Consider the following 22,558-nt stretch of genomic DNA (forward strand, 5'->3'; position numbering starts at 1 on the left):
AAACAAAATGAAAAAAGTTTTAATAATGTGTACAGGAAACAGTTGCAGAAGTATTATAGGGGAAGCACTTGTAAATGCAAAACTTGAAGGAGTTGAGGCAAAAAGTGCAGGAGTAAAACCGGCAGGAAAAGTCAATCCAAATGCAAAAAGAGTTTTAGAAGAAAACGGAATATGGGATAATAATTATCATTCAAAACATTTAGATGAAGTAATAAACGATGATTTTAATTTAGTGGCAACAGTGTGTGACCATGCAAAAGAAACCTGCCCTATTTTCCCAAAACCGGTTCCTAAAATACATATAGGTTTTGAAGACCCTGATGGGAAAGATTATGAAGAATTTCAAAAAACATATAAAGAGATAGAAGAAAAACTTCTTCCTGAAATAAAAAATTTTTTCATCGTTTTCACCCCATAGGATATGGAATTACTTCTTGTATTTTTTTAATATCTTTTAAAATTTCTCTGTTTAGTTTAATTTCAGCAGCTTTAAGTGATGGTTCAAGCTGTTCAAGAGTTCTTGCTCCAATAATTGTAGAAGCCACAAAATCAAAATGTTTTGAATAAGCTACTGCCAGAGTGACAGGATGAATATTGTATTTTTTAGCAATTTCTAAAAACTTCTCAGTCGCTTTTAGGGTTTTTTCATTATAAAATCTTTTTGCATGGTTTCTGACACGGCTGTTTGGATAATTCAGATACATCATAAACCTTGAATCTTCTGGAATATAAGGGCTGTTATATTTTCCGCTTAAAATTCCCCCGGCTATCGGAGAATACGGAAGAAGTGAAACCTGCTCTTTTCTGCAAACATATTCAAGCTCGTCAAAAAATCTGGGATTTAGCACGCTGAAATTATTTTGAACACTCTCAAACCTTGCAAGTCCTTCATATTTTGCAACAGTGTTTGCTTTTGTAAGTCCATATGCAGTGTCATTGGAAGTTCCAATATATCTTACTTTTCCCTCTTTCACTAATTCATCAAAAGCCCTCATTGTCTCTTCAATTGGAACCACAGTATCAGGCCAGTGCTGTTGATAAAGGTCTATATAATCGCTCCCAAGCCTTTTTAAACTTCCTTCAACCGCCCTTTTTATATGAAACCTGTCCATTGCGGTAAACCCCTGTCTGATTGGGGGAATATACCACCCGCTTGCCGCCCCTGCAACTTTACTGGCTATCATAATGCTATCTCTTTGTTTTGTTTTTAGCCACTCCCCTATTATTTTTTCAGTCTCTCCCGCATATTTTTCTTCAGGAGGTACAGGGTAAAGCTCGGCAGTGTCTATAAAGTTTATACCGCTGTCATATGCTTTATCTAAGATTCTAAAAGCCTCTTTTTTATCGCTCATACTTCCAAATGTCATTGTTCCTAAACTTAGAACACTGACTCTGAGTCCACTTTTTCCTATGTATCTGTATTCCAAAACAAACCTTTAAACCAAATTATCTGCTATATCAAATTCGTTTCTCATAATTTTAGGGAAAGTATTAAAATAAATATCTTTCGCTTTTTGTAAAGGTATTTTAATTTCATTTATTTTTATTTCATTTCCGCCAACAATTCCGGCTTTTTCATATTTTAACCCAAGGGTATTGCATAAATTTTCAAAACTTTCACAGTTTTCAGGTGCGATTTCTACAAAAGCCCTGCTTAAGCTCTCAGAGAATATATCAATAGGCTGTTTTATATTTACATTAATTTCAAGCCCTTTATTGCTTACACATGCCCATTTATATGCGGCAATTGCAAGTCCGCCAGTTGAGATATCTTTTGCACTTTCAATCAAATCGCTTTGAAGTACGCGCCAGAGTTTAAGCTCTTTTACAAAATCTACTTCGGGATGAACTCCAGCCACAATACTTCCAAAAACTTTCAGATACAGGCTTCCTCCGAATTCACTTTTGGTTTCCCCTAATAAATAGATTATATTACCTTCGTTTTTAATTTCACTGGTTCTAAAGCTGTCCCCTACTCCTACCATTGCAATTTCAGGTGTAGGGAATATTCCTTCACCCTCATTTTCATTATACAAAGACACATTCCCGCTGACTACCGGTGTATTTAAAGCCTTACACGCTTCTTTTATACCCTCACACCCCTCTTTAAACTGCCACATAATTTCAGGATTTTCCGGATTTCCGTAATTCAGACAGTCAGTTATTGCAAGAGGAGTTATTTTTTTAACCGCTATGTTTCTTCCAGATTCCATAACGGCGGCGGAAGCTCCGAGACGAGGATTTATATAACAAAATCTGGCATTACAGTCCGCACTCATTCCTATAAATTTACCGTTTTCTTTTACTCTGATTATACTTCCGTCCGCTCTTTTAGTATCCACTGTATTTGTCTGTACCATTGAATCATACTGCTCATAAATCCATGCTTTATCCACAATTTCACTTTCAACGATTAATTTTTCAAAAGCAATTTGTGGATTAATTTCAGGTATTTCAACATCTTTTATTGTTTTTATATATTCAGGCTCTTTTACAGGGCGGCACAGCTCCGGTGCTTCTTCGGTAATCGGGGCAACAGGAATGTCGGCTACTTTTTCTCCGTGCCAGAACAGTTCCACTTTTCCGGTATTTGTCACTTCCCCTATAACTTCGGCATCCAAATCATATTTTTTAAATATCTCGATTATTTTGTCTTCATACCCTTTTTTAGCACAAATAAGCATTCTTTCCTGGGACTCGCTTAGCATAAGCTCATACGGATTCATCCCTTCTTCCCTCATAGGAACTTTATCCAAATGCATTTTAAGGCCGCTTCCGCTTTTTCCGGCCATTTCAAAGCTGCTGCTTGTAAGCCCTGCGGCTCCCATATCCTGAATTCCGACAATATAATCTGTTTTAAAAAGCTCAAGACATGCTTCCATTAAAAGTTTCTCTGTAAAAGGGTCGCCCACCTGAACCGTCGGTCTTTGGTCTTCATCTCCCTCTTTAAAACTATCGCTGCTCATAACGGCACCTCCAAGTCCGTCCCTTCCGGTTTTACTTCCCACATAAATTACAGGATTTCCGATACCTTCGGCCTTTGCATAAAATATTTCATCCTGAGGACAAATCCCGAGGGCAAATGCATTTACCAAAACATTTCCCGCATAACACTCTTCAAATGATGTTTCTCCCCCTATTGTAGGAACGCCTATACAGTTACCGTATCCGGCTATGCCGGCAACCACTCCGCTGAGTAAGTGTCTATGAAGCTTGGCTGTTTCATCGTTACCTTTAATATGGGCAAATCTGATTGCATTAAGATTGGCTACCGGTCTTGCCCCCATGGTAAAAATATCTCTCAGTATTCCTCCAACCCCTGTAGCGGCACCCTGATAAGGCTCGATAAAACTCGGATGGTTATGACTTTCCATTTTAAATACAGCTGCCATGTTTCCCCCGATATCAATAACACCCGCATTTTCACCCGGACCCTGAATCACCCACGGAGCTTCTGTGGGAAATCCTTTTAAATAGCATTTGCTAGATTTATATGAACAGTGCTCACTCCACATCGCACTGAAAACACCAAGTTCCACCAAATTCGGAGTTCTGCCTAAAATTTCTATAATATGTTCATAATCAACTTTTGTTAATTTATGCCTTTTTAAAAGCTCGTCGAGTTCATTTTTATTAATCTCATACATTACTTGCCTTTTTTAAATGAATTTTAACATAAATAAAGATATAATTTCATTAAAAAAAGAGGAGGAGCGTATTGGATTATTATGAAATATTGGGTGTGAGCAGAACCGCAACAGCAATAGAGATAAAAAAAGCATACAGAAAACTCGCAATGAAATATCATCCCGACAAAAATCCGGGAGATAAAGAGGCTGAAGAAAAATTTAAACAAATCAATGAGGCTTATCAGATTTTAAGTGATGATGAAAAAAGAGCTGTTTATGACAGATACGGAAAAGAAGGCTTAGAGGGCAGAGGGTATAAAACCGATTTTAATTTTAATGATATTTTCGATATGTTTAACGATATTTTTGGAGGAGGCTTTGGAAGCCAGCAGCATGAAGAGCCTCTTCCGTATGATATAGACAAAGCTGTTGAAGTGACACTTGATTTTGAAGAAGCGGTGTACGGTGTTAGTAAAGAAATAAAAACAACATATTTTTCCATATGCCCTAAATGTAAAGGAAGCGGGGCAGAAGAAAAAGAAACATGCCCGGTGTGTCATGGAAGGGGACAGGTGGTAATGGGCAACGGATTTATGAGAATAGCCCAGACATGCCCGCAGTGCCAGGGAAAAGGTTTTATTGTTAAGAAGAAATGTTCTGAATGTAAAGGCAGAGGTTACATTGTAAAAGAAGAAAAAGTTAAAATAGATATTCCTGCCGGGGTTGATACCGGTATGAGAATGAGAATAGCCGGCAGGGGAAACGAAACAAGAGGCGGATACAGAGGCGATTTATATTTGATATTTAAAGTAAAAGAATCAAAAATATTCAAAAGAAAAGGTAATAATCTAATAGTTGAAATACCTGTATTTTTTACAAGCGCAATATTAGGAGACAATGTTAAAATCCCTACTCTTGAAGGTGAAAAAGAGATAGAAATAAAACCCGGTACAAAAGACAGAACCAAAATTATTTTTAAAGGCGAAGGTATTGCCGATCCAAACAGCGGATACAAAGGAGATTTGATAGCAGTTATAAATATTGTCTATCCAAAAAAACTGACTGACGAGCAAAAAGAACTCCTTGAAAAACTTCATAAAAGTTTCGGAAATGAAGTAAAAGAACATAAAAACATTTTAGAAGAAGCGATTGAAAAAGTGAAAAGCTGGTTCAAAAAATAAATGGATAAATGTATAATGAAATTTTACACTTTTAATTTTTAATTTTTAATTTAATGTAATAGCCAGCTTATAATAACTTCTGCAGGATAAAACACATAATTTGCAATAGGAGTAAATAAAATAATTAGTAATATAATCATCCCGTAAGGCTCTATTTTATTATAAAATCTGGCAATAGAATAAATTTTAAACTGCAGCGAAAGATATTTAAGGGCGTTGGCTCCGTCAAGCGGAGGCACCGGAATTAAATTAAATACCGCCAAAATTACATTTACAATAATTAAATAATAAAAAAATAAAAACATAAAAGCACTAATTAATCCGTTGGGTTCAAAAAAACCTATTAAGCTTGAGGCTATAAAAGCCAAAATAAAATTATATGTAATTCCTGCAATGGAAACATTAAAAGCCCCGATATAGCCGCCTTTTTCAACTACTTTAAAAATATTTACAGGTACCGGTTTTGCCCACCCGAAAATTATAGGGTCACTGACTCCTGCCAGTTTTTGAGATAAAAAAAGTATAACAGGGAAAACAATGGTCCCGAAAGGGTCTATATGCTTTATTGGATTTATAGAAAGCCTACCCTCCCTGCTTGCAGTCTCATCCCCGTAATATTTCGCCGTAAGTCCATGCATAATTTCATGGCCTACAACAGCAATTACAAAAGCCCCTATTAAGGCTGTATATTTTATTACATATTCCATCTATCCTCCATCATTTTTCACCATAGCCATTTTTGATAGCCAGGTGAGCGTAATTCGTTTTGCTCATTTTCGCTCATTTTTCACTTTTCACTAAGTACTTAGCCTCTTAGCTACTTGCCTTCTTGGCAACTTGGCCTCTTGGAACTTGGCAACTCACAAATCACTACTCACTATTCACAACCCCGCCGCTTTTTAAGCGGCCGGGCAGGCTCACAACTCACAACTCACTATTTATTTACATCCATATGTTAAATACGGTTTCTTACCCTCTCTAAGTTCTTTTTCAATATCGTTTATAGTCATTCCGATTCTGTGCCATCTGATAGTATAATTTTTATCCCAGCTCATATAAATAAACCAGGGTTTCCCGACAATCAGTTTATAAGGCACGGGCCCCCAAAACCTGCTGTCATCACTGTGGTCTCTGTTATCACCCATCATAAAAAACTGACCCTTAGGCACTATTACAGGACCATAATTTATCACTTCTTCCGGAAAATCAACTTTAGGGTCGTGATGAATCCCGGGATAGAGTTTCATATAAGGATTTTTAACCCAAATTTCCCCGTTTATATTAACCGTTTCGGTTTTCATTTTTTTCGCAAATTTTTTGGTCATTTCATCACTGTTTTGAATTCTTAAATATAAATCTTTATTTCTAACCATTAATTTATCGCCGCCTACAGCGACACATCTTTTTACAAAATGCAGTTTTGGATTTACAGGGTAACGGAATATTACAATATCCCCTCTTTTTGGTTTCGGGCCGTCTATTAAATGCCCGTCTCCCCTGAAATCCGGTAAAATTGGAATTTCAAGCCATGGAATATGAGGAATTGGCACTCCATAGGCAAATTTTTTTGCAAAAAGTGCGTCTCCTGGAAGAAGGGTTCTTTTCATACTTCCGCTAGGAATTACAAAAGCCTGGGCTAAAAAGAAAATAATAATTAATACTATTACAATGGTTCCGGTCCAACTATTAGACCAATTATAAAATTTTTTAAGTTTTTCTTTCATTTATTTTCTTTCTGAAGCTTTGTAGCTTTTATTGTGTTTTTTAAAAGCATGGCTATTGTCATCGGCCCCGTACCGCCGGGTACAGGAGTAATATATGCGGCTTTTTTACTTACATTTTCAAAATCCACATCTCCGACAATTTTACCATCTACTTTATTAATTCCTATATCAACTACAATGGCACCCTCTTTTACCATATCAGCCGTAATCAAATTAGGCTTCCCGACACCTACTATTACAATATCCGCCCTTTTTGTATGTGTTGCCAAATCTTTTGTTTCTATATGGCATATATCCACGGTTGCCCATGCGTTAAGCAAAAGGGAAAGCATCGGTTTTCCAACAATATTGCTAGCCCCCACAATGCATATATCTTTTCCTTTTAGATTAATATTATATTCTTTAAACAGCTCCATTACCCCTAAAGGCGTACAGGGGGCAAAACTCTCAAGCCCTTCAAAAAGTTTCCCCATATTATACGGATGAAATCCGTCAACATCTTTCTCAGGTGCCACCGCTTCAAGAACTTTAGTGGTATCTATATGTTTTGGAAGAGGCAGCTGAACCAAAAGACCGTGTAAATTTGGATTTTTATTAATCATTTCAATAGTAGTTAAAAGTTCCTTTTCACTTATACTTTCAGGAAATTCATGAACTACAGAATACATTCCCACCTTTTCACATGCCCCTTTTTTCATTTTTACGTATGTCTGACTCGCAGGGTCATTCCCTACCAAAATAACGGCAAGCCCCGGAGTTATACCCTCTTTTTTCAATTTATCCACTTCTTCTTTAACTTTATTTTTAATTTTTTCGGATAATTTTTTACCATCTAAAATTCTCATTTTATTCCTTTTTTTGCTAAAATGAATGTTAGAATTTTATCATAAAGGTTGCTAAATGTTAAATAGACTTCTTCTTTTGCTTAGTTTTTCAATTTTATCTGCAAAAACCGACTGGTTTATTACAAATTTTGAATACGGAAAAATGCTTTACAATAATCCAAGGGGAATAAGCTGTGCCAAATGCCACGGAGAAAAAGGAGAAGGCAAAATAGTTACATATTTTTATAAAAACGGATTAAAAACTTATATCAAAGCACCTAACATTCAAAATATTAATTTAATTACATTAAAAAAAGCTCTGTTTCACAAAAAGCTTACTGTTATGCCGAGATACAATTATCTGACAGAAGAAGAGATAGAGGGTATTTTACTTTATTTAAGGAGCAAAAAATGATTTTTAAAAATATAAAAGAGTTAGAAGAAATAGTAAATAGCAATAATATACAAAAAGCTTTGTCTTTAATAGGAAATAAAAAGCTAAAAACAAAAAAAACTAAAAGAAAAAGCGCACTGATGGTAAGCGGACATCAGGTTAAACACTTAAATAAAATAGACGAAATACCGGCGGATATTATTATATTGAATCTTGAAGACGGGGTGGCAAAAGAAAAAAAAGAGATAGCTAAAATAATGATAGCCGTATTTTTAAGTAACATCTCAACATTGGATAAAGAAATAATAATAAGAGTCAACGCCCTAAACGAAGGCGGAAGCGAAGATATTAAATTTTTAGACAGGTTCTCTTTTGACGGTTTTAGAATTCCTAAAATAAAAGGAATTGAAGATATTAACGACGCTTCTATTCTTACAAACAAAGAATTACACGCTTCAATCGAAACAAAAGAAGCGTTTCATAATTTAACAGATTTAATACATCCGAGATTAACCACATTTTATATAGGGATTTATGATTTATTGAATTCCTTAAATATAAATCATTCTATAATTGATTTAAACAATCCTTTAATTCATCATATTTTAAGTGAATTTTCTTTAAAATCAAGATTTATTGAAAAAACCCCAATAGGGTTTGTTTATCAAAAATACAAGGATTTGGAAGGATTTTCCAAATGGTGTCTGCTTCAAAAAAATTTAGGTTTTCAGGGAGTAGGATGCATTACACCATCTCAGGTGGAAATAGCAAACAATATTTTCAAAGAAGATTTGGAATTTGCTAAAATGATAGTTGAAAGATTTGAAAAAATCGGGCCTTTTACAATTAACGGGCTGTACGTGGACGAGCCTATTTATAAAAATTATTTGCAAATATTAAAAAAATAAATTATACCAATTGAAAATGGAAAATGAATAATGAAAATGATTAAAGCGTTAAAATAATGGTAGTTTTAGATACTTTTAAAGTAACTAATTAATTGAGAATTGGTATAAGTTATCATGAATAAGCAATTTAAGAATAAATTGGCCCCATCAAAAAAACTGTGTAAATCCTAATATAGATGTTGAGAGATGATAAAATAAAAAAATAAAAGTAAAGGATTTACACATGAGTATTTTAAACATTGAAGAATATAAAAGAAGATTAAAATCAGGAAATCCAGTGACAATTGAAGAGATTGAAAAAGAATTAAAAAATTTAATCAAAGAGATGATAGAAACAGCAACCCAAAGTGAAATGACAAACCATTTAGGTTATGAGAAAAATGAAAAATCTGATAATAGCAATTACAGAAATGGATACTCTACAAAGAATTTAAAATCTAAATATGGAGAAATTGAAGTAAATATTCCAAGGGACAGAAATTCAACATTTGAGCCTAAAATTGTAAAAAAAAGACAAAGTGTAAAAGATATTCAGCACCATCTTGATGATTTATACGGATATGAGCTTTCAACTGAAACCATATTAAATATTACTGAAAAAATCTTAGAAAAAGCTATTGAATGGCAGAATAGACCTTTGGAAAGTATTTATCCTATAATTTTTATGGATGCAACCGTATTAAAAATAAAGGTTGAGAGAAATATAAAAAATACAGCCTGTTATATAATGCTGGGAATCACTATAGAAGGTAAAAAAGATATTTTAGGTATATGGATAAGTGAAGAGAATGAAACTTCTAAATATTGGCTCTCAATACTTAATGAAATAAAAAACAGAGGTGTAGAAGATGTTTTAATATTTTCAATAGACGGACTAAACGGATTTAATGAAGCTATTAAAGCCGTATATCCAAAAGCTGAAATTCAAAGATGTGTAGTTCATCAGATAAGAAACAGCTGATACTGAGGATTTAGCCATTCAAAATCTTGAATATTTCAATGAAAAATGGGGCAAAAGATACCCTCATATTTATGATTTATGGAAAAGAAACTGGGATGAGCTTGCTACTTTTTTTAAGTATCCAAAAGAACTTAGAAAGCTTATTTAAAATCCGATTAAATCTTTAAATCTAAAGGCTCATTCCCTTCAAAAGAAGTAAAGTCCTTTTTACTTCAACACAGGAGGTTATGCAAAAATGGAAAAACAGTAGGATTAGAAACTGGTCGGAAATTTATCCTCAACTTGTGATATATTTCCAAGATATTTTAATAACATACCTTCAAAGTTTTAGTCTTTGGTTTTTATTTACACAGTTAATTTGATGGGCTCGATATAGTCCAAAGATATCACAGAAAAAATATTCAATTGGATTAATCAGCGGTTTTTAAGGGCTTCTAAATAATCCCTGTATTTTTTTTCTATTTCCTCATCTTTTTCTATGATGTCCTTATTGTTGTTTGTAACGGCTTCTTCAAGTATTTTTATTCTGTCCATTAAATATTCGAACAGTTCTTTTTCAATATCGGGAAGTTTATTATGCGCAAGAGGTGAATAATCTTTTCTTTTGATAACCTTTCCTGGAATTCCCACAACTGTTGAATAAGGCGGCACATTATTTACCACAACAGAATTTGCACCGATTTTACTGCCTTTGCCTATGGTTATATTTCCGAGTATTTTAGCCCCGGCGCCTATTGTTACATCGTCTTCTATTGTGGGATGCCTTTTCCCTGGATTTAAACTGACTCCTCCAAGTGTTACGCCCTGATATATAGTTACATTATTTCCTATTATTGCAGTTTCACCTATCACTACCCCGATTCCATGGTCAATAAAAACATTTTCCCCTATACTGGCTCCCGGGTGTATATCTATATTTGTCAGAAACTGATTTATTGCCATAATAAACCTGGCACACCTTTTAAAACCTTTTTTATAAATGGAATTTGATATTCTATAGCAAACCAATGTCCAGACGCCAGGATATGCATAAAGCAGCTCCAGATTGTTTTTAAAAGCCGGGTCTCTTGTTTTAACGGCTAAAAAGTCTTTTTTTATTTTATTTAATATACCCACTGATTGCCTTTTTTATTCGAAAATATATCTCATCTACTGAACTTGAGGCATCCAACAGAAGATACGGAATTTCAAGTCTGTTGCATGTGTTAATAATATTATTTTGAATTCTTAATAGATAATCAATTCCTCTTTTTTCAATATTGTCATGTTTTTTAAGTGAAAGTCTGTATTTTAGTGTTTCCTTGTCCAGTTTTAATATAATTGTCAGATTTGGAAAAATTCCATCCGTTGCAAATTTGTTTAGATTGACAAGCAAGTCAAAATCGAAAAATTCCATTGCGTATGCAATACCGCTTATTGCACTTCTATCGGTTATTATTGTTTTATCAAGATTCGGTTTTATTACTGTTTGCATCGTTTCGCTTCTGTCTGCCAAAAATAAAAAAAGTTCCGATTTTTTAGATATTTTTTCTTTTAATATTATCTCTCTTAATTTTTTTCCAAATTCAGTGTATCCGGGCTCTTTTACAAACAAAAAATTTTTATATTCTTTTTTTAATAAATTTATTTGGGTGCTTTTGCCTGCGGTGTCGATTCCTTCAAACGCTATATACACTTTTAATGTCCTTTATAATTTCTTTTGGGACTAAATGTTCTATGCCTCCGTTATATTTTAAAATACTTCTTACCACACTTGAAGAGATGAATGCATTTTCGAGGTTTGGCATCAAATATATTGTATCTATTTCTTTGTCCAGTGTTTTATTGGCATAGCCCATTTGCAGTTCATATTCAAAATCACTTACCGCCCTTAGACCTCTTATAATTATTTTGGCATTTTCTTTTTTTGCAAAGTCCACCAAAAGGGACGAAAAACTCTTTACTTCAACTTTATTGAATTTTTCAGTGGCTTTTTTCATAAATTCAACTCTTTTTTTAAGATTAAACATCGTTTTTTTATCTTTGTTGTCGGCAACTGCAACTATAATTTTATCAAACATCCTGCAGGCTCTGTTTATTATATCTATATGACCGTTGGTTACAGGGTCAAATGTTCCCGGATATACAGCTTTTGTTTGCATCTTTTTCCTTTATTCTTTTTTACTTCTAATTATTTTCACCACTCACCACCCCGCCGCTTTGCAAGTGCGCGGACAGGCTTTCACTATTTTCACTATTACTCCCATTCCATCTTTTAAAAAGATTATGTTTAATGCCTGCCAAATCCAGCCATTTACCGATTAAAAAATTTTCCATCTCTTCCAATGTTTTTGGATTGTGATAATATCCTATTACCGGGGGTGCTATAAAAATATTGGATAATTTTGCAAGATTTGTCATATGTTCCAAGTGAATAGTGCTAAAAGGCATTTCCCTTGGAGCTAAAATTAATTTTCTTTTTTCTTTTATTGCAACAAGGGCACTTCTTGTAATTAAATTATCCGCAATGCCGGCTGAAATTTTGGCAAGTGTGTTCATACTGCAAGGAACTATAAATGTTGTATCTATCTGAAAACTTCCGCTTGCCGGAGGGGCTGAGAGGTCAGTGTTAAAAAAAATATTTTCTTCATTTTCCAAAACCGTTTTTGCACTTTCACTTAATATTAAATATTTTTCATAAGTTTTTGGTATTAATTCAAACAGTTTAATTCCAAGACTTGCCCCGCTTGCCCCGCTGATGGCGACTAAAATTTTCATTGAATCTCCACTTCATATGATTTATTTAAAACACCTTCATAAATTTTATGATTTATTTCGACTTTTATTTTTTCACCAATGTTTGCATCGTTTAGCGCTGTGCCTTTGGAATATATTTCCACACCTATGCCTTTAAAAACCACATTTACATTGTCTCCTTGTAAAACAGCGGGCTTTATTCTTGTGTTTTCTTTGGTAATCACCGCATTTTTGGAAATAACTTTTGAAGCTATCAAATTTTTGTGTATTTTAAGCAGAGGAGGGGAATAAAAATGTCTGAAATCTATTTTTTCTTTTTTGACATAAGGTAAAACAGATTCGTTTTTTTTAATTACTTTTATGGTTTTATAAACTGTTAATTTTGCTTTTATCCGGTAAAAATAATATTTATTCTCTATAATTAAATTTCCGCTTGGAAATTTCGGGTTAATAAGTTTGAAAGAAATTTTTTTATATTTTTTGGGAAACGGTTTTTGAGTATAAATAGAAACAATTTCAATATTTGGATAATAGTGTTTATAAAACTTAACAAGTTCTTTTTTTACAGAAGCAAATAAAAAAATGGGTAAAAATAAAAAAAATAATTTAATTTTTAATTTTCCATTTTCCATTTTTCATTTTCCATTAAATTAAGGCTTCTTTTAACACTTCATCTATTGTTTTAACCGGAATAATTTCAAGACCGTTTAAAACTTCTTGTGGAATATCGTCCAAGTCTCTTTCATAATTTTTTTGCGGAATTAAAACTTTTTTAATTTTTGCTTTATATGCAGCTATTAATTTTTCTTTGAGACCTCCTATCGGCAAAACTTCCCCGCTTAATGTTATTTCCCCTGTCATTGCAATGTCTGAGTGAACTTTCCTGTTACTGAAAATGCTTGCAATTGCCGTGGTCATTGTGATTCCAGCACTAGGCCCGTCTTTTGGAATGGCACCTTCTGGGACGTGAATGTGAATGTTGTATTTGTAATAAATGGGTTCTCTGCTTTTTTGTGTTTCAATTTTTTTAGTATCAATTAAAACTTTTACAAGAGTATATGCAATTTGTGCGGATTCTTTCATAACGTCTCCGAGCTGCCCTGTAAGGCTTATTTGTCCTTTGCCTTTATATTTGACGGCTTCTATTCTCAACACATCCCCTCCTACTGGGGTCCATGCAAGTCCGTTTACAACCCCGATTCTATCTTTTTTGCAGACTTCTTCTATTCCGAAATAACCTTTATCAAGAAAATCTTTTAAATTTTTGATATTTACTCTTGCTTTTTTATCTTCTAAAACAAGTAAAGCGGCTTTTCTCATTATTTTAGCAATTATTCTTCTAAGGTTCCTTACACCCGCTTCTTTTGTATATTTGTCTATTATTTCTTTTAACGCTGCGTCTGAAATAGAAATTTCGCTTTTTTTAAGAGAATGTTTTTTCATCTCCTGAGGGATAAGATATCTTTTGGCAATTTGAAATTTTTCCTGCGGAGTATAACTTCCAACAAAAATCATCTCCATTCTGTCTTTTAAAGGAGCCGGTATGGTGTTTGGGTCGTTTGCCGTGGCTATAAATAAAATTTTGCTTAAATCAAGTTCAAAATTTAAATATAAATCTCTAAAATGTGCATTCTGTTCTGGGTCTAATACTTCCAAAAGCACTGCTGTTGGGTCACCTTTGAATCTTGAAATTTTATCTATTTCATCAAGTACCATTACAGGGTTTAACTGTTTTGCGTTAATAAGCCCTTGTGCAATACGCCCGGGCATTGCGCCGATGTATGTTCTTCTGTGGCCTCTTAGTTCATTTACGTCTTCAAGTCCTCCAAGAGCGATTCTTACGATTTTTCTCTCAAGAGAGCCGGCAATAGAATTGGCAAGAGAAGTTTTACCAACACCCGGAGGGCCCACAAAACATATTATTGCCCCGGAAAATTCCTCACCCCTTTTTTTGGCCAGCTCTTTTGCACCGAAGTATTCTATAATTCTTTCTTTCGGCTTTTTTAACCCGTAATGGTCTTTATTGAGCCTGTTTTTAAGTTCATCTATTGAAAATTCTTCTTTTGTATATTTTCCAAAAGGTATTTCAAGCGCCCATTCAATATAATTTTGTGTTGTTGTGGCTTCGGCGCTGTCGGGATGCATACGGGAGAGTCTGTTTAGCTGTTTTTTAATTTCTTTATATGCATCTTCTCGCATATATTTTTTGAGACTCTCAAGTTTTTCATAATATTCTTTTATTTCTTCTTCTATTTCATTTTTTATTCCGAGTTCTTTTTGAATTAATTTTAACTGTTGTCTTAATAAATGCTCCCTGTTTACTTCCTGAACCTGTTCCATTACTTTTTTGGAGAGTTCGTTTTTAATTTTTATTGATTCTATTTCTTCCAAAATAAAATGAATAAGTTTTATAATTCTTTCTTTTGTATCAATTTCTTTGAATAATTCATAGCCTTTTTCCACCGGAAGTTTAAGAGAGCTTGCTATGATATCCACAACTCTGTTGGCATCTTTATTGTTTTCAATTATTTTTATAAAATCTTTTGGGAAAAAAGGATTTATTTCGCTTAGGGTTATTATATGCTCTTTTAATGTTTCAAGAAGCGCTTTTATCTCTTTTTCATCTTCAGCTATCGGTTTAACTTTGTCTATTAGAGCCATTGTCGGATTTTTGTCTTCTATTTCAATAATTTTACCTCTGCTGAGTCCCTGAAAAAGAATTTTTATTTTTCCCTCAGGCAGGGTAACTTTTCTGATAATTGTACCTATTGTACCGTATGTGCCTATATTGTCGTTAATTGATACAAAAATCAGGGAATGGTCGTTTATCGCTTTTTGTATGGCTAAAACATCCTCTTTCTTTTCAAGAAAAATAGGAATTATCATAAACGGATATATTAATTCCTTTTCTGTCAAAACGGGTAAAACGCTTGGAAGTTTTTCGTAATTTTCTAATGTCATAATCCACCTTTACCAATAAAATATTTTTTTATACCATGGAACAGAAGGTTCTTTTGAATTTTTTGGAATATCTGTTTTAAATTTGTCTGCAGCTTTAGGTTTATTTAATTTTTTATACAGGTTATATATTCTAACATCTAAATAATTTTTTGTCAATTCAGCTTTGGCTAAAATTGTGTTTACTTCATATTTAAATTCGGAATTTGGGTAATTTTTTAAATAATTTTTACATTCGGTAATCAGATTTAAGAGTTCTTTTTGATTTGTAAAAGGATTATTATATTTGAGGAAATCGAATTTTATTTTTTGATATTCAATCCATGGAATTTCAGCCAAAGAGGCATATCTTTTTTCATATTCGTCAAGATAAAATTTTCCAACTTCAAATTCTCCGGTGTTTGCATGGGCAAAAGCCAAAATAAGTATATCTGTTTTTATATATGGAGATGCCGGATGCTCTGCTTCCAGAGAGAGAAAATCATCATCAGCCTGGTCAAGATTGTTTGCTTTTACATCTTTTGATATTTTATTGTGCCACGTAAGAGCCGTTAAGTTTTCATAATGTACAACATTTTTGTTAGAACAGCCCAAAAACACAAAAGGGATAATAAAAAGGATTTTTTTAAACATTTAATTTCCTTAATTCTTCTTCAATTTTTTCTAATTTTTCTTTAAGTTCATTTAATTCGTTTTTATTTTTTTCAATTACTTCTTTCGGCGCTTTTTCAATGAAATTTTTATTTGAGAGTTTCTTTTCAAGCTTTGTTATTTCTTTATTTAATTTTTCTTTTTGTTTGTTGAGTCTGTTTACAATAGGCGTTATGTCGATTTCTTCTTTGCTTACCATTGTTTCAAGGTTGTCGCTTATATCCCTTATGGCATTTTCAATCGGTTTATCAACGAATTCAACTTCGTCTATTTTTGCAAGTTTTTTAATGTATTTTTTTGCCATTTCGGGTAAATTTGCCAAGACATAAGCTTTTTTGAAATTACTTCCGGTTAAAGCTTTTATTCTTCTGAGGCTTACAATCGCTTCAATAATCATATCAAAATCCGCCGGTTTTTCTGTTTTTAGTGGTTTTGGATATGTTTTTAGCATAATTGTGTTTTCTTTTATATTAGTGCCGCTTAATTCCTGGTATAAAAATTCAGTAATAAAAGGCATAAAAGGATGAAGCAGTTTCATTGATTCTTTGAATATTGAGCCAAGTTCGGCAATCGAATCTTTAGAAACTTTGCCAAGCTCAATTCCCCAGTCGCAAAAATCCTGCCATAAATATCTGTAAAGAGTCATTGCCGCATCGTTAAATCTGTATTCATCAAGTTCAGCTCTTACGTTTTTAATGGCTCTATTTAATTTATAAAGCATCCATTTACCGAGGTCTGTTTTAATCTCCTGATTTTTTAAATCATTAAATTTTTCCTTATGCATTTTTAAAAATCTTGCGGCGTTATATAATTTATTGGTAAAGTTTCTTGATTCAAGCATTTTTGCTTCTGAGAGTTTTATATCTCTTCCCTGAACGGCAAGTATTGCAAGGGTGAATCTCATAATGTCGGCCGAATATTTATCTATCATTTCAAGCGGGTCTATTACGTTTCCTTTTGATTTGCTCATTTTCTGGCCGTGTTCGTCTCTTACCAGGGCATGTAAATAAACATCCCTAAAAGGCACTTCTTTTAAGAAATGAACACCCATCATCATCATTCTTGCAACCCAGAAAAATAAAATATCAAAGCCTGTTATTAAAAGATTGTTTGGATAAAATCTTTTTAAATCAACTTCTTTCCATTTGGTCCCTTTCCCCCATTCACCGTTTTCCCATCCAAGCGTAGAAAAAGGCCAAAGGGCGGAGCTAAACCATGTATCAAGAACATCAGGGTCCTGATGGAAATTTTTTGAGCGGCATTTAGGGCACTCTTTCGGCTCTTCCACGCTTGCCCATTCATGTCCGCATTCATCACAGTAATAAACGGGAATTTGATGCCCCCACCATAGTTGGCGTGAAATACACCAGTCCCTAAGCTCTCTCATCCATGCATCGTAATTGTTTTTCCATTGTGCTGGATGAAATTTTACTTCGCCTTTGTTGGCGGCTTCGATAGCCTCTTTTGCCACTTCTTTTTTCAAAAACCACTGGGTTGAAACATAGGGTTCTATTACGCTTTTGCATCTGTAACAGTGGCCTACCTGATGAATATGTTTTTCTTTTTTTTCAATAAATCCTTTGCTTTCAAGTTTTTCAACTACTTTACTTCTTGCTTCCAGTCTGTCAAGTCCGGCAAATTCTCCGGCGTTTTCGTTTAAAATACCTTTTTCATCAAATACTTTTATTATAGGAAGATTGTGTCTAAGCCCCACTTCATAGTCGTTTGGGTCATGAGCAGGTGTTACTTTTACCGCACCGGTTCCAAATTCCATGTCAACATAGCTATCCGCAATAATCGGAATTTCCCTGTTTATCAGAGGAAGTCTTACTTTTTTACCTATTAAATGTTTATATCTTTCATCTTCCGGATTTACCATAACAGCAGTATCCCCAAAGTATGTTTCAGGTCTTGTGGTGGCAACTACTATATATTCATCGCTATTTACGATTGGATATTTAATATAAACAAGCTCGCCTTCGTGTGTTTCATATTCCACTTCAATATCACTTAGTGCCCCGTCTTTTGGACACCAGTTTACCATATAATTGCCTTTTACAATGAGCCCCTCATCATAAAGTTTTTTAAAAGCAACCCTTACAGCTCTTTGTAGACCTTCATCCATTGTAAATCTTTCCCTGGACCAGGCAGGGCTTGCCCCCAGGCGTCTAAGCTGGGTTGTAATAGTGCCGCCGCTAAACTCTTTCCATTTCCATACTCTTTTTAAAAATTCGGCCCTTCCTATTTCTTCTTTTGTTTTACCTTCCGCCAAAATCTGTTTTTCCACAACATTTTGGGTGGCAATTCCGGCATGGTCTGTTCCCGGTTGCCAAAGTGTGGCATATCCGTCCATTCTTTTATATCTTACAATGATATCCTGAAGGGTAAAGGTTAATGCATGGCCTATATGAAGACTTCCGGTGACATTGGGAGGGGGCATCATAATGCAAAAATTTTTTTCTTTTTTATAATCTACTTCAAAAAAACCTTCCGTCTCCCATGTTTCATATGTGTTTTTTTCATATTCATGAGGGTTGTATTCTCTCAATGCTGTTCCTTTTTTGCGAAATTATAACACAAATTTATCAATGGATAATGGAAAATGAGCGAAAATGAGCAAAGCGAATTAACTAACCTGGCTGCTTGAAAAACGGCCATGGTGGATAATGGAAAAAAGTTTTTCATTTTTAAAAATTTAGGTATAATTATTGCTGTAAATGCAAAAAAAGGATATTGATGGAATATAAAGTTGCTTTGCCTGTTCTTGGATTTGAAAATATAGATAAATTTGAATTGGAAGAGATTGAACCCAATTTTTTTAAACTTCAAAACGGAAATATCTCTTTTACATTAATCAATCCCGCTGTTTTAAGAGAGGATTATTTTTTTGAAATAGACGAAGATGCCCAAAAAAAGCTCAAATTAAATGAAAACAGTAATTATTTTGTTTTAAACATTATGATAATAAATAAACCGTTTGTAGATTCGACAATTAATTTCGCCGCTCCTGTTATTTTTAACAATGATGAGAAAATTATGGGACAGGTGATTTTAGATAAATATCCTTATTCTCTGAGCGATCCTCTTAGAAATTACATAAAGGAAAAGAAGTGATTTATATACTCGGCTATGGGGCAATGGCCAGGGCTATTGCAACGGGAATGAGAGGAAAAGAAAAATTTGCAGTTGTGGGCAGAAATGAAGATAAATTAAAAAATTTTTCAAAAGAATTTGAATGTGAATATTTTTTATTAGACGGTTTTGATATAACTGATAGAGAAATAATTTTAGCCGTTAAGCCTTATGCGCTTGCTGAGGTTTCTATGAGAATAAAAGGTGAAGCAAAAACTCTTTATTCTATTTTAGCCGGTAAAAGTTTAACAGAACTTCAAAAATATATTAAAGCAAAAGCGTATATAAGAGCAATGCCAAATATAGCAGCAGCCTACGGGTCATCCACTACTGCTGTAACTGGGAATATTGATGTAAAAAAAAGAGCGGAGGAATTGTTTTCTTATATAGGGGATGTCGTTTGGCTTGAAAATGATGATGAAATAGATAAAGCAACAGCTATTATCGGAAGCGGTCCTGCATTTTTGGCTATAATAGCGGAAGCGATAAGTGACGGTGGCGTTTATATAGGTTTTAAAAGAGATGTCGCAAACAAGCTTGTTAAAGGACTTTTTAAAAGTTTCAGCACAATTAATTTGCCTTTTAGCGAAACAAAAGACAAAGTAATGTCTCCAAAAGGTACAACGGCAGAAGGTGTCTTGGAAATAGAAGATAATAAAATAAGAAGTACTATGATAAAGGTAGTAAAAAAAACTTATGAAAAATCAAAAAAATTATAAAGCGTTTTCATTATTTGAAATTGTAATTTCCATTGTGGTTTTAGGAATTATAGCGGCTACTTTTCCTTTAATCCTTGAAAGTGTTTTCAAAACTGCAAAAACGGTTACAAAAGAAGAAACGGTTTTAAATGAAATGAGTCTACTTACAATGATTTTGCCTTATTATTTTGATGAAAACAATACTTTAGGGGATAATTTTTATAAAGATTTGAATGCAAGCAATGGGGAAAGTGAGCTTTTAATAAATTTTAATTCTATATATACGGGCCCTGCAAGAAGAGGTAAAGCTGAATTTAATAATAATATATTCAGAAGTGGAAGCAGTTTGGGTGTCTCCGATATTGGTACAGATTCAGGGGAAAATAACATTTCCGCCTATGATGATATAGATGATTTTAATAATTTTTCGGAAATGATAAACGGTGTGAATTTAACAGTGCGTATTTATTATATCGAAGATAATGCCAGTTATAATGACCAAAATTTGTCTTTTTCATATAACTATAATAATATTGCAAATAAAACGAATATAAAACTTATAAAAATAACAAGTGACAATAATGTGACAATTTATTATCCAACATGCAACATAGGGGCGAGTAAATTTTTATCTTTAGAGGAAATAAGCAGATGAAAAAAGCATTTACATTAATAGAACTTACCATTGTAATAGTGATTTTGGGAATACTCGGAACAATCAGCGTTGAAATTCTTCAAAAACTTGCAAATAATTATGTTATGCAAAAAGAGATGAACAGGCTTGCTTATAAAACAGATTTAACCCTTAATATTATTGCATCCAAATTAAAAACAAGAATAAAAAACAGTGTAATTGCGAGTCATTGTAATGACAGTGGAATTCCAGACGGAGATTTTATCGCCGTTTCGCAGTTAACCCCGCAAAACAGCTGGAAATATCGGGTATTGGAATGGCTTAATTATTCTGTTTATTCAAAAAGAGGGATGTGGAACGGTACTAAAATCCAGCCCGGCTGGAGCGGTTTTGTGGATTTAAAAGATACAAATTCCTCAAACGGAGGCGATGAATACAATATATCCACTCCCGACAGTAATTTTTCAATTGTTCAGCAAATAGACGGTAACTGGTTTCATACATGGGGAATTAACGGATATAATAATATTTTTAACAATAAACGGGATGTTTTAGTTTTCAGCGGCAGTGACGGAAGAGGGGATCTCAGTGATATAAACAATTCTTACGGCTGGTATGAACATAACGCGACAAGAGTTTTTGCCATAGGCAAATTAAGTGACACTGAATTAAATTTAAGTGCTGTTGATGAATCCAATTCAACAACGGTTTATGAAGGATATTATATAATTAATTCAGCGGAAGCGGTTGTTCCGGTAAAAAGCGGCAATGAATATAATCTTACACTCAGATTTAATTATTTTCCATGGCTTGATCAAAATTATACAGATGGGAATGTCTCAATTTTGGCCACTCATGTTACCAAATTTAAGTTTAAAGAAGAAAACGGCCTTTTGAGAATTTATGTATGTATTACATCTGCAAATAAAAATCTACGTGATTATAATTTAACAATATGTAAAGAAAAGGTTGTATTTTGAAAAAATCATTTTCCCTGCTAATTACCCTTGTTTTTGTAATAGTTGTTGCTATTATAGGTGTTATGAGTCTGGAATTTGCCGCTGCGACAAACAAACATACAGCCGAAGTCTCAATGGACAGCAGGGCGGAGCTTATGAGCAGGGCCGCAACAGAATATGCAATTATGGCAATGCAGGGGCATGATTATAACAATAACTGTTTAAAACATATCAGTTTAAGTGATACTTTTTTTGATGTAAATATAACATATCATTATTTTTTAACGGATTGTAATACAAGCAGTTGCAGTGGGTATTGTTCAAATATAAACACGGCCGATACGAATGGAAGTGCATTAATTTATGTAACAGTAACTTCAAAAAATCCTTCTTTTTACATAAGAAAAGTCAGATTTACACTTCAAAATCCATAAATTTGCTATAATTCCTAATCAATTTTAAATAAAAGGAGAATTATGAACGTAACAGTTGTTGGCAGAAATGTTGAATTAACAGAGGCTATGAAAGACCATATCAAAAAAGTAATAAATGAAATAGAAAAATACAATTTGGGGATTCTTCATTCGGTTGTAACAATAGAAAAAGACAAAAGAGATTTTTTTAATGCAGAAATAATAATGAATATACCTGAAAAAGGCACAGCGGTTGTCCATTTTAAAGATAAAGACATGTATGCCGCACTTGACAAGGCAAAAGACAAACTTGAAAAATTATTAAGAAGATATCATGATAAAATTAAAGATTATCGTAAAAAAGACAGATTGGAAGAAATAATAGTTGAAGAAAGTCAGGATGAAATTGTCGAGGTTCCTCTTGATGTGGAAAAACCTTTAAGTATAGATGAAGCTATTGAAGAATATAAAAAATCAGGCCTTTATTTTATGGTGTTTAGAGATAAAAACGGAGAAAAAAGAGTGATATACAGAAGAAAAGACGGAAAGCTTGGATTATATTAATTTGTTTGGTAAAATTTCAGCTTAAAAAAGGAGTATAAATGAAAAGAACATATCAGCCAAGTAAAATAAAAAGAAAAAGAACCCACGGTTTCAGAGCGAGACTTAAAACTAAAAACGGAAGAAAAGTACTTGCAAGAAGAAGAAGCAAAGGCAGAAAAAGATTAGCGGTTTAAGTTCTAAGGAAATAGAATA

Annotated in this window: 24 protein-coding genes and 1 pseudogene; 12 read left to right on the top strand and 13 right to left on the bottom strand. The window is 33.5% G+C overall.

Annotated features, from left to right (window positions below; genetic code table 11):
• Positions 1–7 precede the first annotated feature (7 nt).
• Positions 8–418 carry an arsenate reductase ArsC gene (locus DZ65_RS0107570; protein WP_024791491.1) on the top strand — a complete coding sequence of 137 codons (411 nt, stop codon included), beginning with the start codon at positions 8–10 and terminating at the stop codon, positions 416–418.
• Here DZ65_RS0107570 and DZ65_RS0107575 read toward each other — a convergent pair.
• A complete protein-coding gene (locus DZ65_RS0107575; protein WP_024791492.1) occupies positions 408–1,427 on the bottom strand; it encodes an aldo/keto reductase in 1,020 nt (339 codons plus the stop codon). The genes DZ65_RS0107570 and DZ65_RS0107575 overlap by 11 nt on opposite strands.
• A gap of 9 nt (positions 1,428–1,436) precedes the next feature.
• Positions 1,437–3,647, bottom strand: coding sequence for a phosphoribosylformylglycinamidine synthase subunit PurL (gene purL, locus DZ65_RS0107580; RefSeq protein ID WP_035908231.1), 2,211 nt, complete (start codon positions 3,645–3,647; stop codon positions 1,437–1,439).
• Positions 3,648–3,718: 71 nt separating this feature from the next.
• Between purL and dnaJ the strand changes: the two genes are divergently transcribed.
• Entirely contained in the window at positions 3,719–4,810 is a 1,092-nt protein-coding gene (dnaJ, locus tag DZ65_RS0107585; RefSeq protein ID WP_024791494.1) for a molecular chaperone DnaJ, read from the top strand.
• Positions 4,811–4,860: 50 nt separating this feature from the next.
• Here dnaJ and DZ65_RS0107590 read toward each other — a convergent pair whose 3' ends face one another.
• The 3 genes from DZ65_RS0107590 to folD form a co-directional block, all read right to left on the bottom strand.
• Positions 4,861–5,517, bottom strand: a complete 657-nt coding sequence (locus tag DZ65_RS0107590; RefSeq protein WP_024791495.1) for a site-2 protease family protein — start codon at positions 5,515–5,517, stop codon at positions 4,861–4,863.
• Positions 5,518–5,748: 231 nt separating this feature from the next.
• Positions 5,749–6,534, bottom strand: a complete 786-nt coding sequence (gene lepB / locus DZ65_RS0107595) for a signal peptidase I (RefSeq protein ID WP_024791496.1) — start codon at positions 6,532–6,534, stop codon at positions 5,749–5,751.
• Entirely contained in the window at positions 6,531–7,379 is an 849-nt protein-coding gene (folD, locus tag DZ65_RS0107600; RefSeq protein WP_024791497.1) for a bifunctional methylenetetrahydrofolate dehydrogenase/methenyltetrahydrofolate cyclohydrolase FolD, read from the bottom strand. The genes lepB and folD overlap by 4 nt, the downstream gene beginning before the upstream one ends.
• A gap of 55 nt (positions 7,380–7,434) precedes the next feature.
• Between folD and DZ65_RS0107605 the strand changes: the two genes are divergently transcribed.
• The 3 genes and pseudogenes from DZ65_RS0107605 (at position 7,435) to DZ65_RS10095 (ending at position 9,983) form a co-directional block, all read left to right on the top strand.
• Positions 7,435–7,773, top strand: coding sequence for a cytochrome c (locus DZ65_RS0107605; protein ID WP_024790156.1), 339 nt, complete (start codon positions 7,435–7,437; stop codon positions 7,771–7,773).
• Positions 7,770–8,660, top strand: coding sequence for a CoA ester lyase (locus DZ65_RS0107610; protein ID WP_024790958.1), 891 nt, complete (start codon positions 7,770–7,772; stop codon positions 8,658–8,660). The genes DZ65_RS0107605 and DZ65_RS0107610 overlap by 4 nt, the downstream gene beginning before the upstream one ends.
• Before the next feature lie 223 nt (positions 8,661–8,883).
• Positions 8,884–9,983: pseudogene (locus DZ65_RS10095) on the top strand (transposase).
• Between the two features lie 52 nt (positions 9,984–10,035).
• Here DZ65_RS10095 and cysE read toward each other — a convergent pair.
• From cysE to DZ65_RS0107655, 8 genes are read right to left on the bottom strand one after another with little or no spacing between them, the layout of a single operon-like run.
• Positions 10,036–10,737 (bottom strand): serine O-acetyltransferase, encoded by a 702-nt coding sequence (gene cysE, locus DZ65_RS0107620; RefSeq protein WP_024788040.1) that lies wholly within the window; start codon positions 10,735–10,737, stop codon positions 10,036–10,038.
• On the bottom strand, positions 10,721–11,296 hold the full coding sequence (gene tmk, locus DZ65_RS0107625; protein ID WP_024788041.1) for a dTMP kinase: 576 nt from the start codon (positions 11,294–11,296) through the stop codon (positions 10,721–10,723). The genes cysE and tmk overlap by 17 nt, the downstream gene beginning before the upstream one ends.
• Positions 11,280–11,762, bottom strand: coding sequence for a pantetheine-phosphate adenylyltransferase (coaD, locus tag DZ65_RS0107630; protein WP_024790159.1), 483 nt, complete (start codon positions 11,760–11,762; stop codon positions 11,280–11,282). Before coaD ends, tmk begins: the two co-directional genes overlap by 17 nt.
• A 25-nt stretch (positions 11,763–11,787) precedes the next feature.
• Positions 11,788–12,378 (bottom strand): UbiX family flavin prenyltransferase, encoded by a 591-nt coding sequence (locus DZ65_RS0107635; protein ID WP_024791498.1) that lies wholly within the window; start codon positions 12,376–12,378, stop codon positions 11,788–11,790.
• Positions 12,375–12,989: a flagellar basal body P-ring formation chaperone FlgA gene (gene flgA / locus DZ65_RS0107640; protein WP_024790959.1), complete on the bottom strand. Its 615-nt coding sequence runs from the start codon at positions 12,987–12,989 to the stop codon at positions 12,375–12,377. The genes DZ65_RS0107635 and flgA overlap by 4 nt, the downstream gene beginning before the upstream one ends.
• A gap of 13 nt (positions 12,990–13,002) precedes the next feature.
• Entirely contained in the window at positions 13,003–15,318 is a 2,316-nt protein-coding gene (gene lon / locus DZ65_RS0107645; RefSeq protein WP_024791499.1) for an endopeptidase La, read from the bottom strand.
• A gap of 9 nt (positions 15,319–15,327) precedes the next feature.
• A complete protein-coding gene (gene bamD, locus DZ65_RS0107650) occupies positions 15,328–15,948 on the bottom strand; it encodes an outer membrane protein assembly factor BamD (RefSeq protein WP_024788045.1) in 621 nt (206 codons plus the stop codon).
• Positions 15,941–18,514 carry a valine--tRNA ligase gene (locus DZ65_RS0107655; protein WP_024788046.1) on the bottom strand — a complete coding sequence of 858 codons (2,574 nt, stop codon included), beginning with the start codon at positions 18,512–18,514 and terminating at the stop codon, positions 15,941–15,943. Before DZ65_RS0107655 ends, bamD begins: the two co-directional genes overlap by 8 nt.
• Before the next feature lie 188 nt (positions 18,515–18,702).
• Between DZ65_RS0107655 and fliW the strand changes: the two genes are divergently transcribed.
• From fliW to rpmH, 7 genes are read left to right on the top strand one after another with little or no spacing between them, the layout of a single operon-like run.
• Positions 18,703–19,080: a flagellar assembly protein FliW gene (fliW, locus tag DZ65_RS0107665; RefSeq protein ID WP_024788047.1), complete on the top strand. Its 378-nt coding sequence runs from the start codon at positions 18,703–18,705 to the stop codon at positions 19,078–19,080.
• Complete coding sequence (gene proC / locus DZ65_RS0107670) at positions 19,077–19,817, top strand: pyrroline-5-carboxylate reductase (protein WP_024788048.1); 741 nt, start codon at positions 19,077–19,079, stop codon at positions 19,815–19,817. Before fliW ends, proC begins: the two co-directional genes overlap by 4 nt.
• A complete protein-coding gene (locus DZ65_RS0107675) occupies positions 19,795–20,451 on the top strand; it encodes a type II secretion system protein (RefSeq protein WP_024788049.1) in 657 nt (218 codons plus the stop codon). Before proC ends, DZ65_RS0107675 begins: the two co-directional genes overlap by 23 nt.
• Entirely contained in the window at positions 20,448–21,410 is a 963-nt protein-coding gene (locus DZ65_RS0107680) for a type II secretion system protein (protein WP_024791500.1), read from the top strand. Before DZ65_RS0107675 ends, DZ65_RS0107680 begins: the two co-directional genes overlap by 4 nt.
• Positions 21,407–21,823, top strand: a complete 417-nt coding sequence (locus DZ65_RS0107685) for a hypothetical protein (protein ID WP_024788051.1) — start codon at positions 21,407–21,409, stop codon at positions 21,821–21,823. The genes DZ65_RS0107680 and DZ65_RS0107685 overlap by 4 nt, the downstream gene beginning before the upstream one ends.
• 42 nt (positions 21,824–21,865) lie before the next feature.
• Positions 21,866–22,366 (top strand): ribosome hibernation-promoting factor, HPF/YfiA family, encoded by a 501-nt coding sequence (gene hpf, locus DZ65_RS0107690; RefSeq protein WP_024788052.1) that lies wholly within the window; start codon positions 21,866–21,868, stop codon positions 22,364–22,366.
• A 38-nt stretch (positions 22,367–22,404) separates the two neighbouring features.
• Positions 22,405–22,539 carry a 50S ribosomal protein L34 gene (rpmH, locus tag DZ65_RS0107695; protein WP_024788053.1) on the top strand — a complete coding sequence of 45 codons (135 nt, stop codon included), beginning with the start codon at positions 22,405–22,407 and terminating at the stop codon, positions 22,537–22,539.
• Positions 22,540–22,558 lie beyond the last annotated feature (19 nt).

The sequence above is a fragment of the Lebetimonas sp. JS032 genome (genome assembly GCF_000523315.1).
Taxonomy (GTDB): domain Bacteria; phylum Campylobacterota; class Campylobacteria; order Campylobacterales; family Nautiliaceae; genus Lebetimonas.

Coding starts and splice junctions, on each gene's coding strand:
- DZ65_RS0107570 (WP_024791491.1), top strand. CDS start 8: ATGAAAAAAGTTTTAATAATGTGTACAGGAAACAGTTGCAGAAGTATT.
- purL (WP_035908231.1), bottom strand. CDS start 3,647: ATGTATGAGATTAATAAAAATGAACTCGACGAGCTTTTAAAAAGGCAT.
- DZ65_RS0107590 (WP_024791495.1), bottom strand. CDS start 5,517: ATGGAATATGTAATAAAATATACAGCCTTAATAGGGGCTTTTGTAATT.
- lepB (WP_024791496.1), bottom strand. CDS start 6,534: ATGAAAGAAAAACTTAAAAAATTTTATAATTGGTCTAATAGTTGGACC.
- folD (WP_024791497.1), bottom strand. CDS start 7,379: ATGAGAATTTTAGATGGTAAAAAATTATCCGAAAAAATTAAAAATAAA.
- DZ65_RS0107605 (WP_024790156.1), top strand. CDS start 7,435: ATGTTAAATAGACTTCTTCTTTTGCTTAGTTTTTCAATTTTATCTGCA.
- DZ65_RS0107610 (WP_024790958.1), top strand. CDS start 7,770: ATGATTTTTAAAAATATAAAAGAGTTAGAAGAAATAGTAAATAGCAAT.
- coaD (WP_024790159.1), bottom strand. CDS start 11,762: ATGCAAACAAAAGCTGTATATCCGGGAACATTTGACCCTGTAACCAAC.
- DZ65_RS0107635 (WP_024791498.1), bottom strand. CDS start 12,378: ATGAAAATTTTAGTCGCCATCAGCGGGGCAAGCGGGGCAAGTCTTGGA.
- flgA (WP_024790959.1), bottom strand. CDS start 12,989: ATGGAAAATGGAAAATTAAAAATTAAATTATTTTTTTTATTTTTACCC.
- lon (WP_024791499.1), bottom strand. CDS start 15,318: ATGACATTAGAAAATTACGAAAAACTTCCAAGCGTTTTACCCGTTTTG.
- bamD (WP_024788045.1), bottom strand. CDS start 15,948: ATGTTTAAAAAAATCCTTTTTATTATCCCTTTTGTGTTTTTGGGCTGT.
- fliW (WP_024788047.1), top strand. CDS start 18,703: ATGGAATATAAAGTTGCTTTGCCTGTTCTTGGATTTGAAAATATAGAT.
- DZ65_RS0107675 (WP_024788049.1), top strand. CDS start 19,795: ATGAAAAATCAAAAAAATTATAAAGCGTTTTCATTATTTGAAATTGTA.
- DZ65_RS0107680 (WP_024791500.1), top strand. CDS start 20,448: ATGAAAAAAGCATTTACATTAATAGAACTTACCATTGTAATAGTGATT.
- hpf (WP_024788052.1), top strand. CDS start 21,866: ATGAACGTAACAGTTGTTGGCAGAAATGTTGAATTAACAGAGGCTATG.
- rpmH (WP_024788053.1), top strand. CDS start 22,405: ATGAAAAGAACATATCAGCCAAGTAAAATAAAAAGAAAAAGAACCCAC.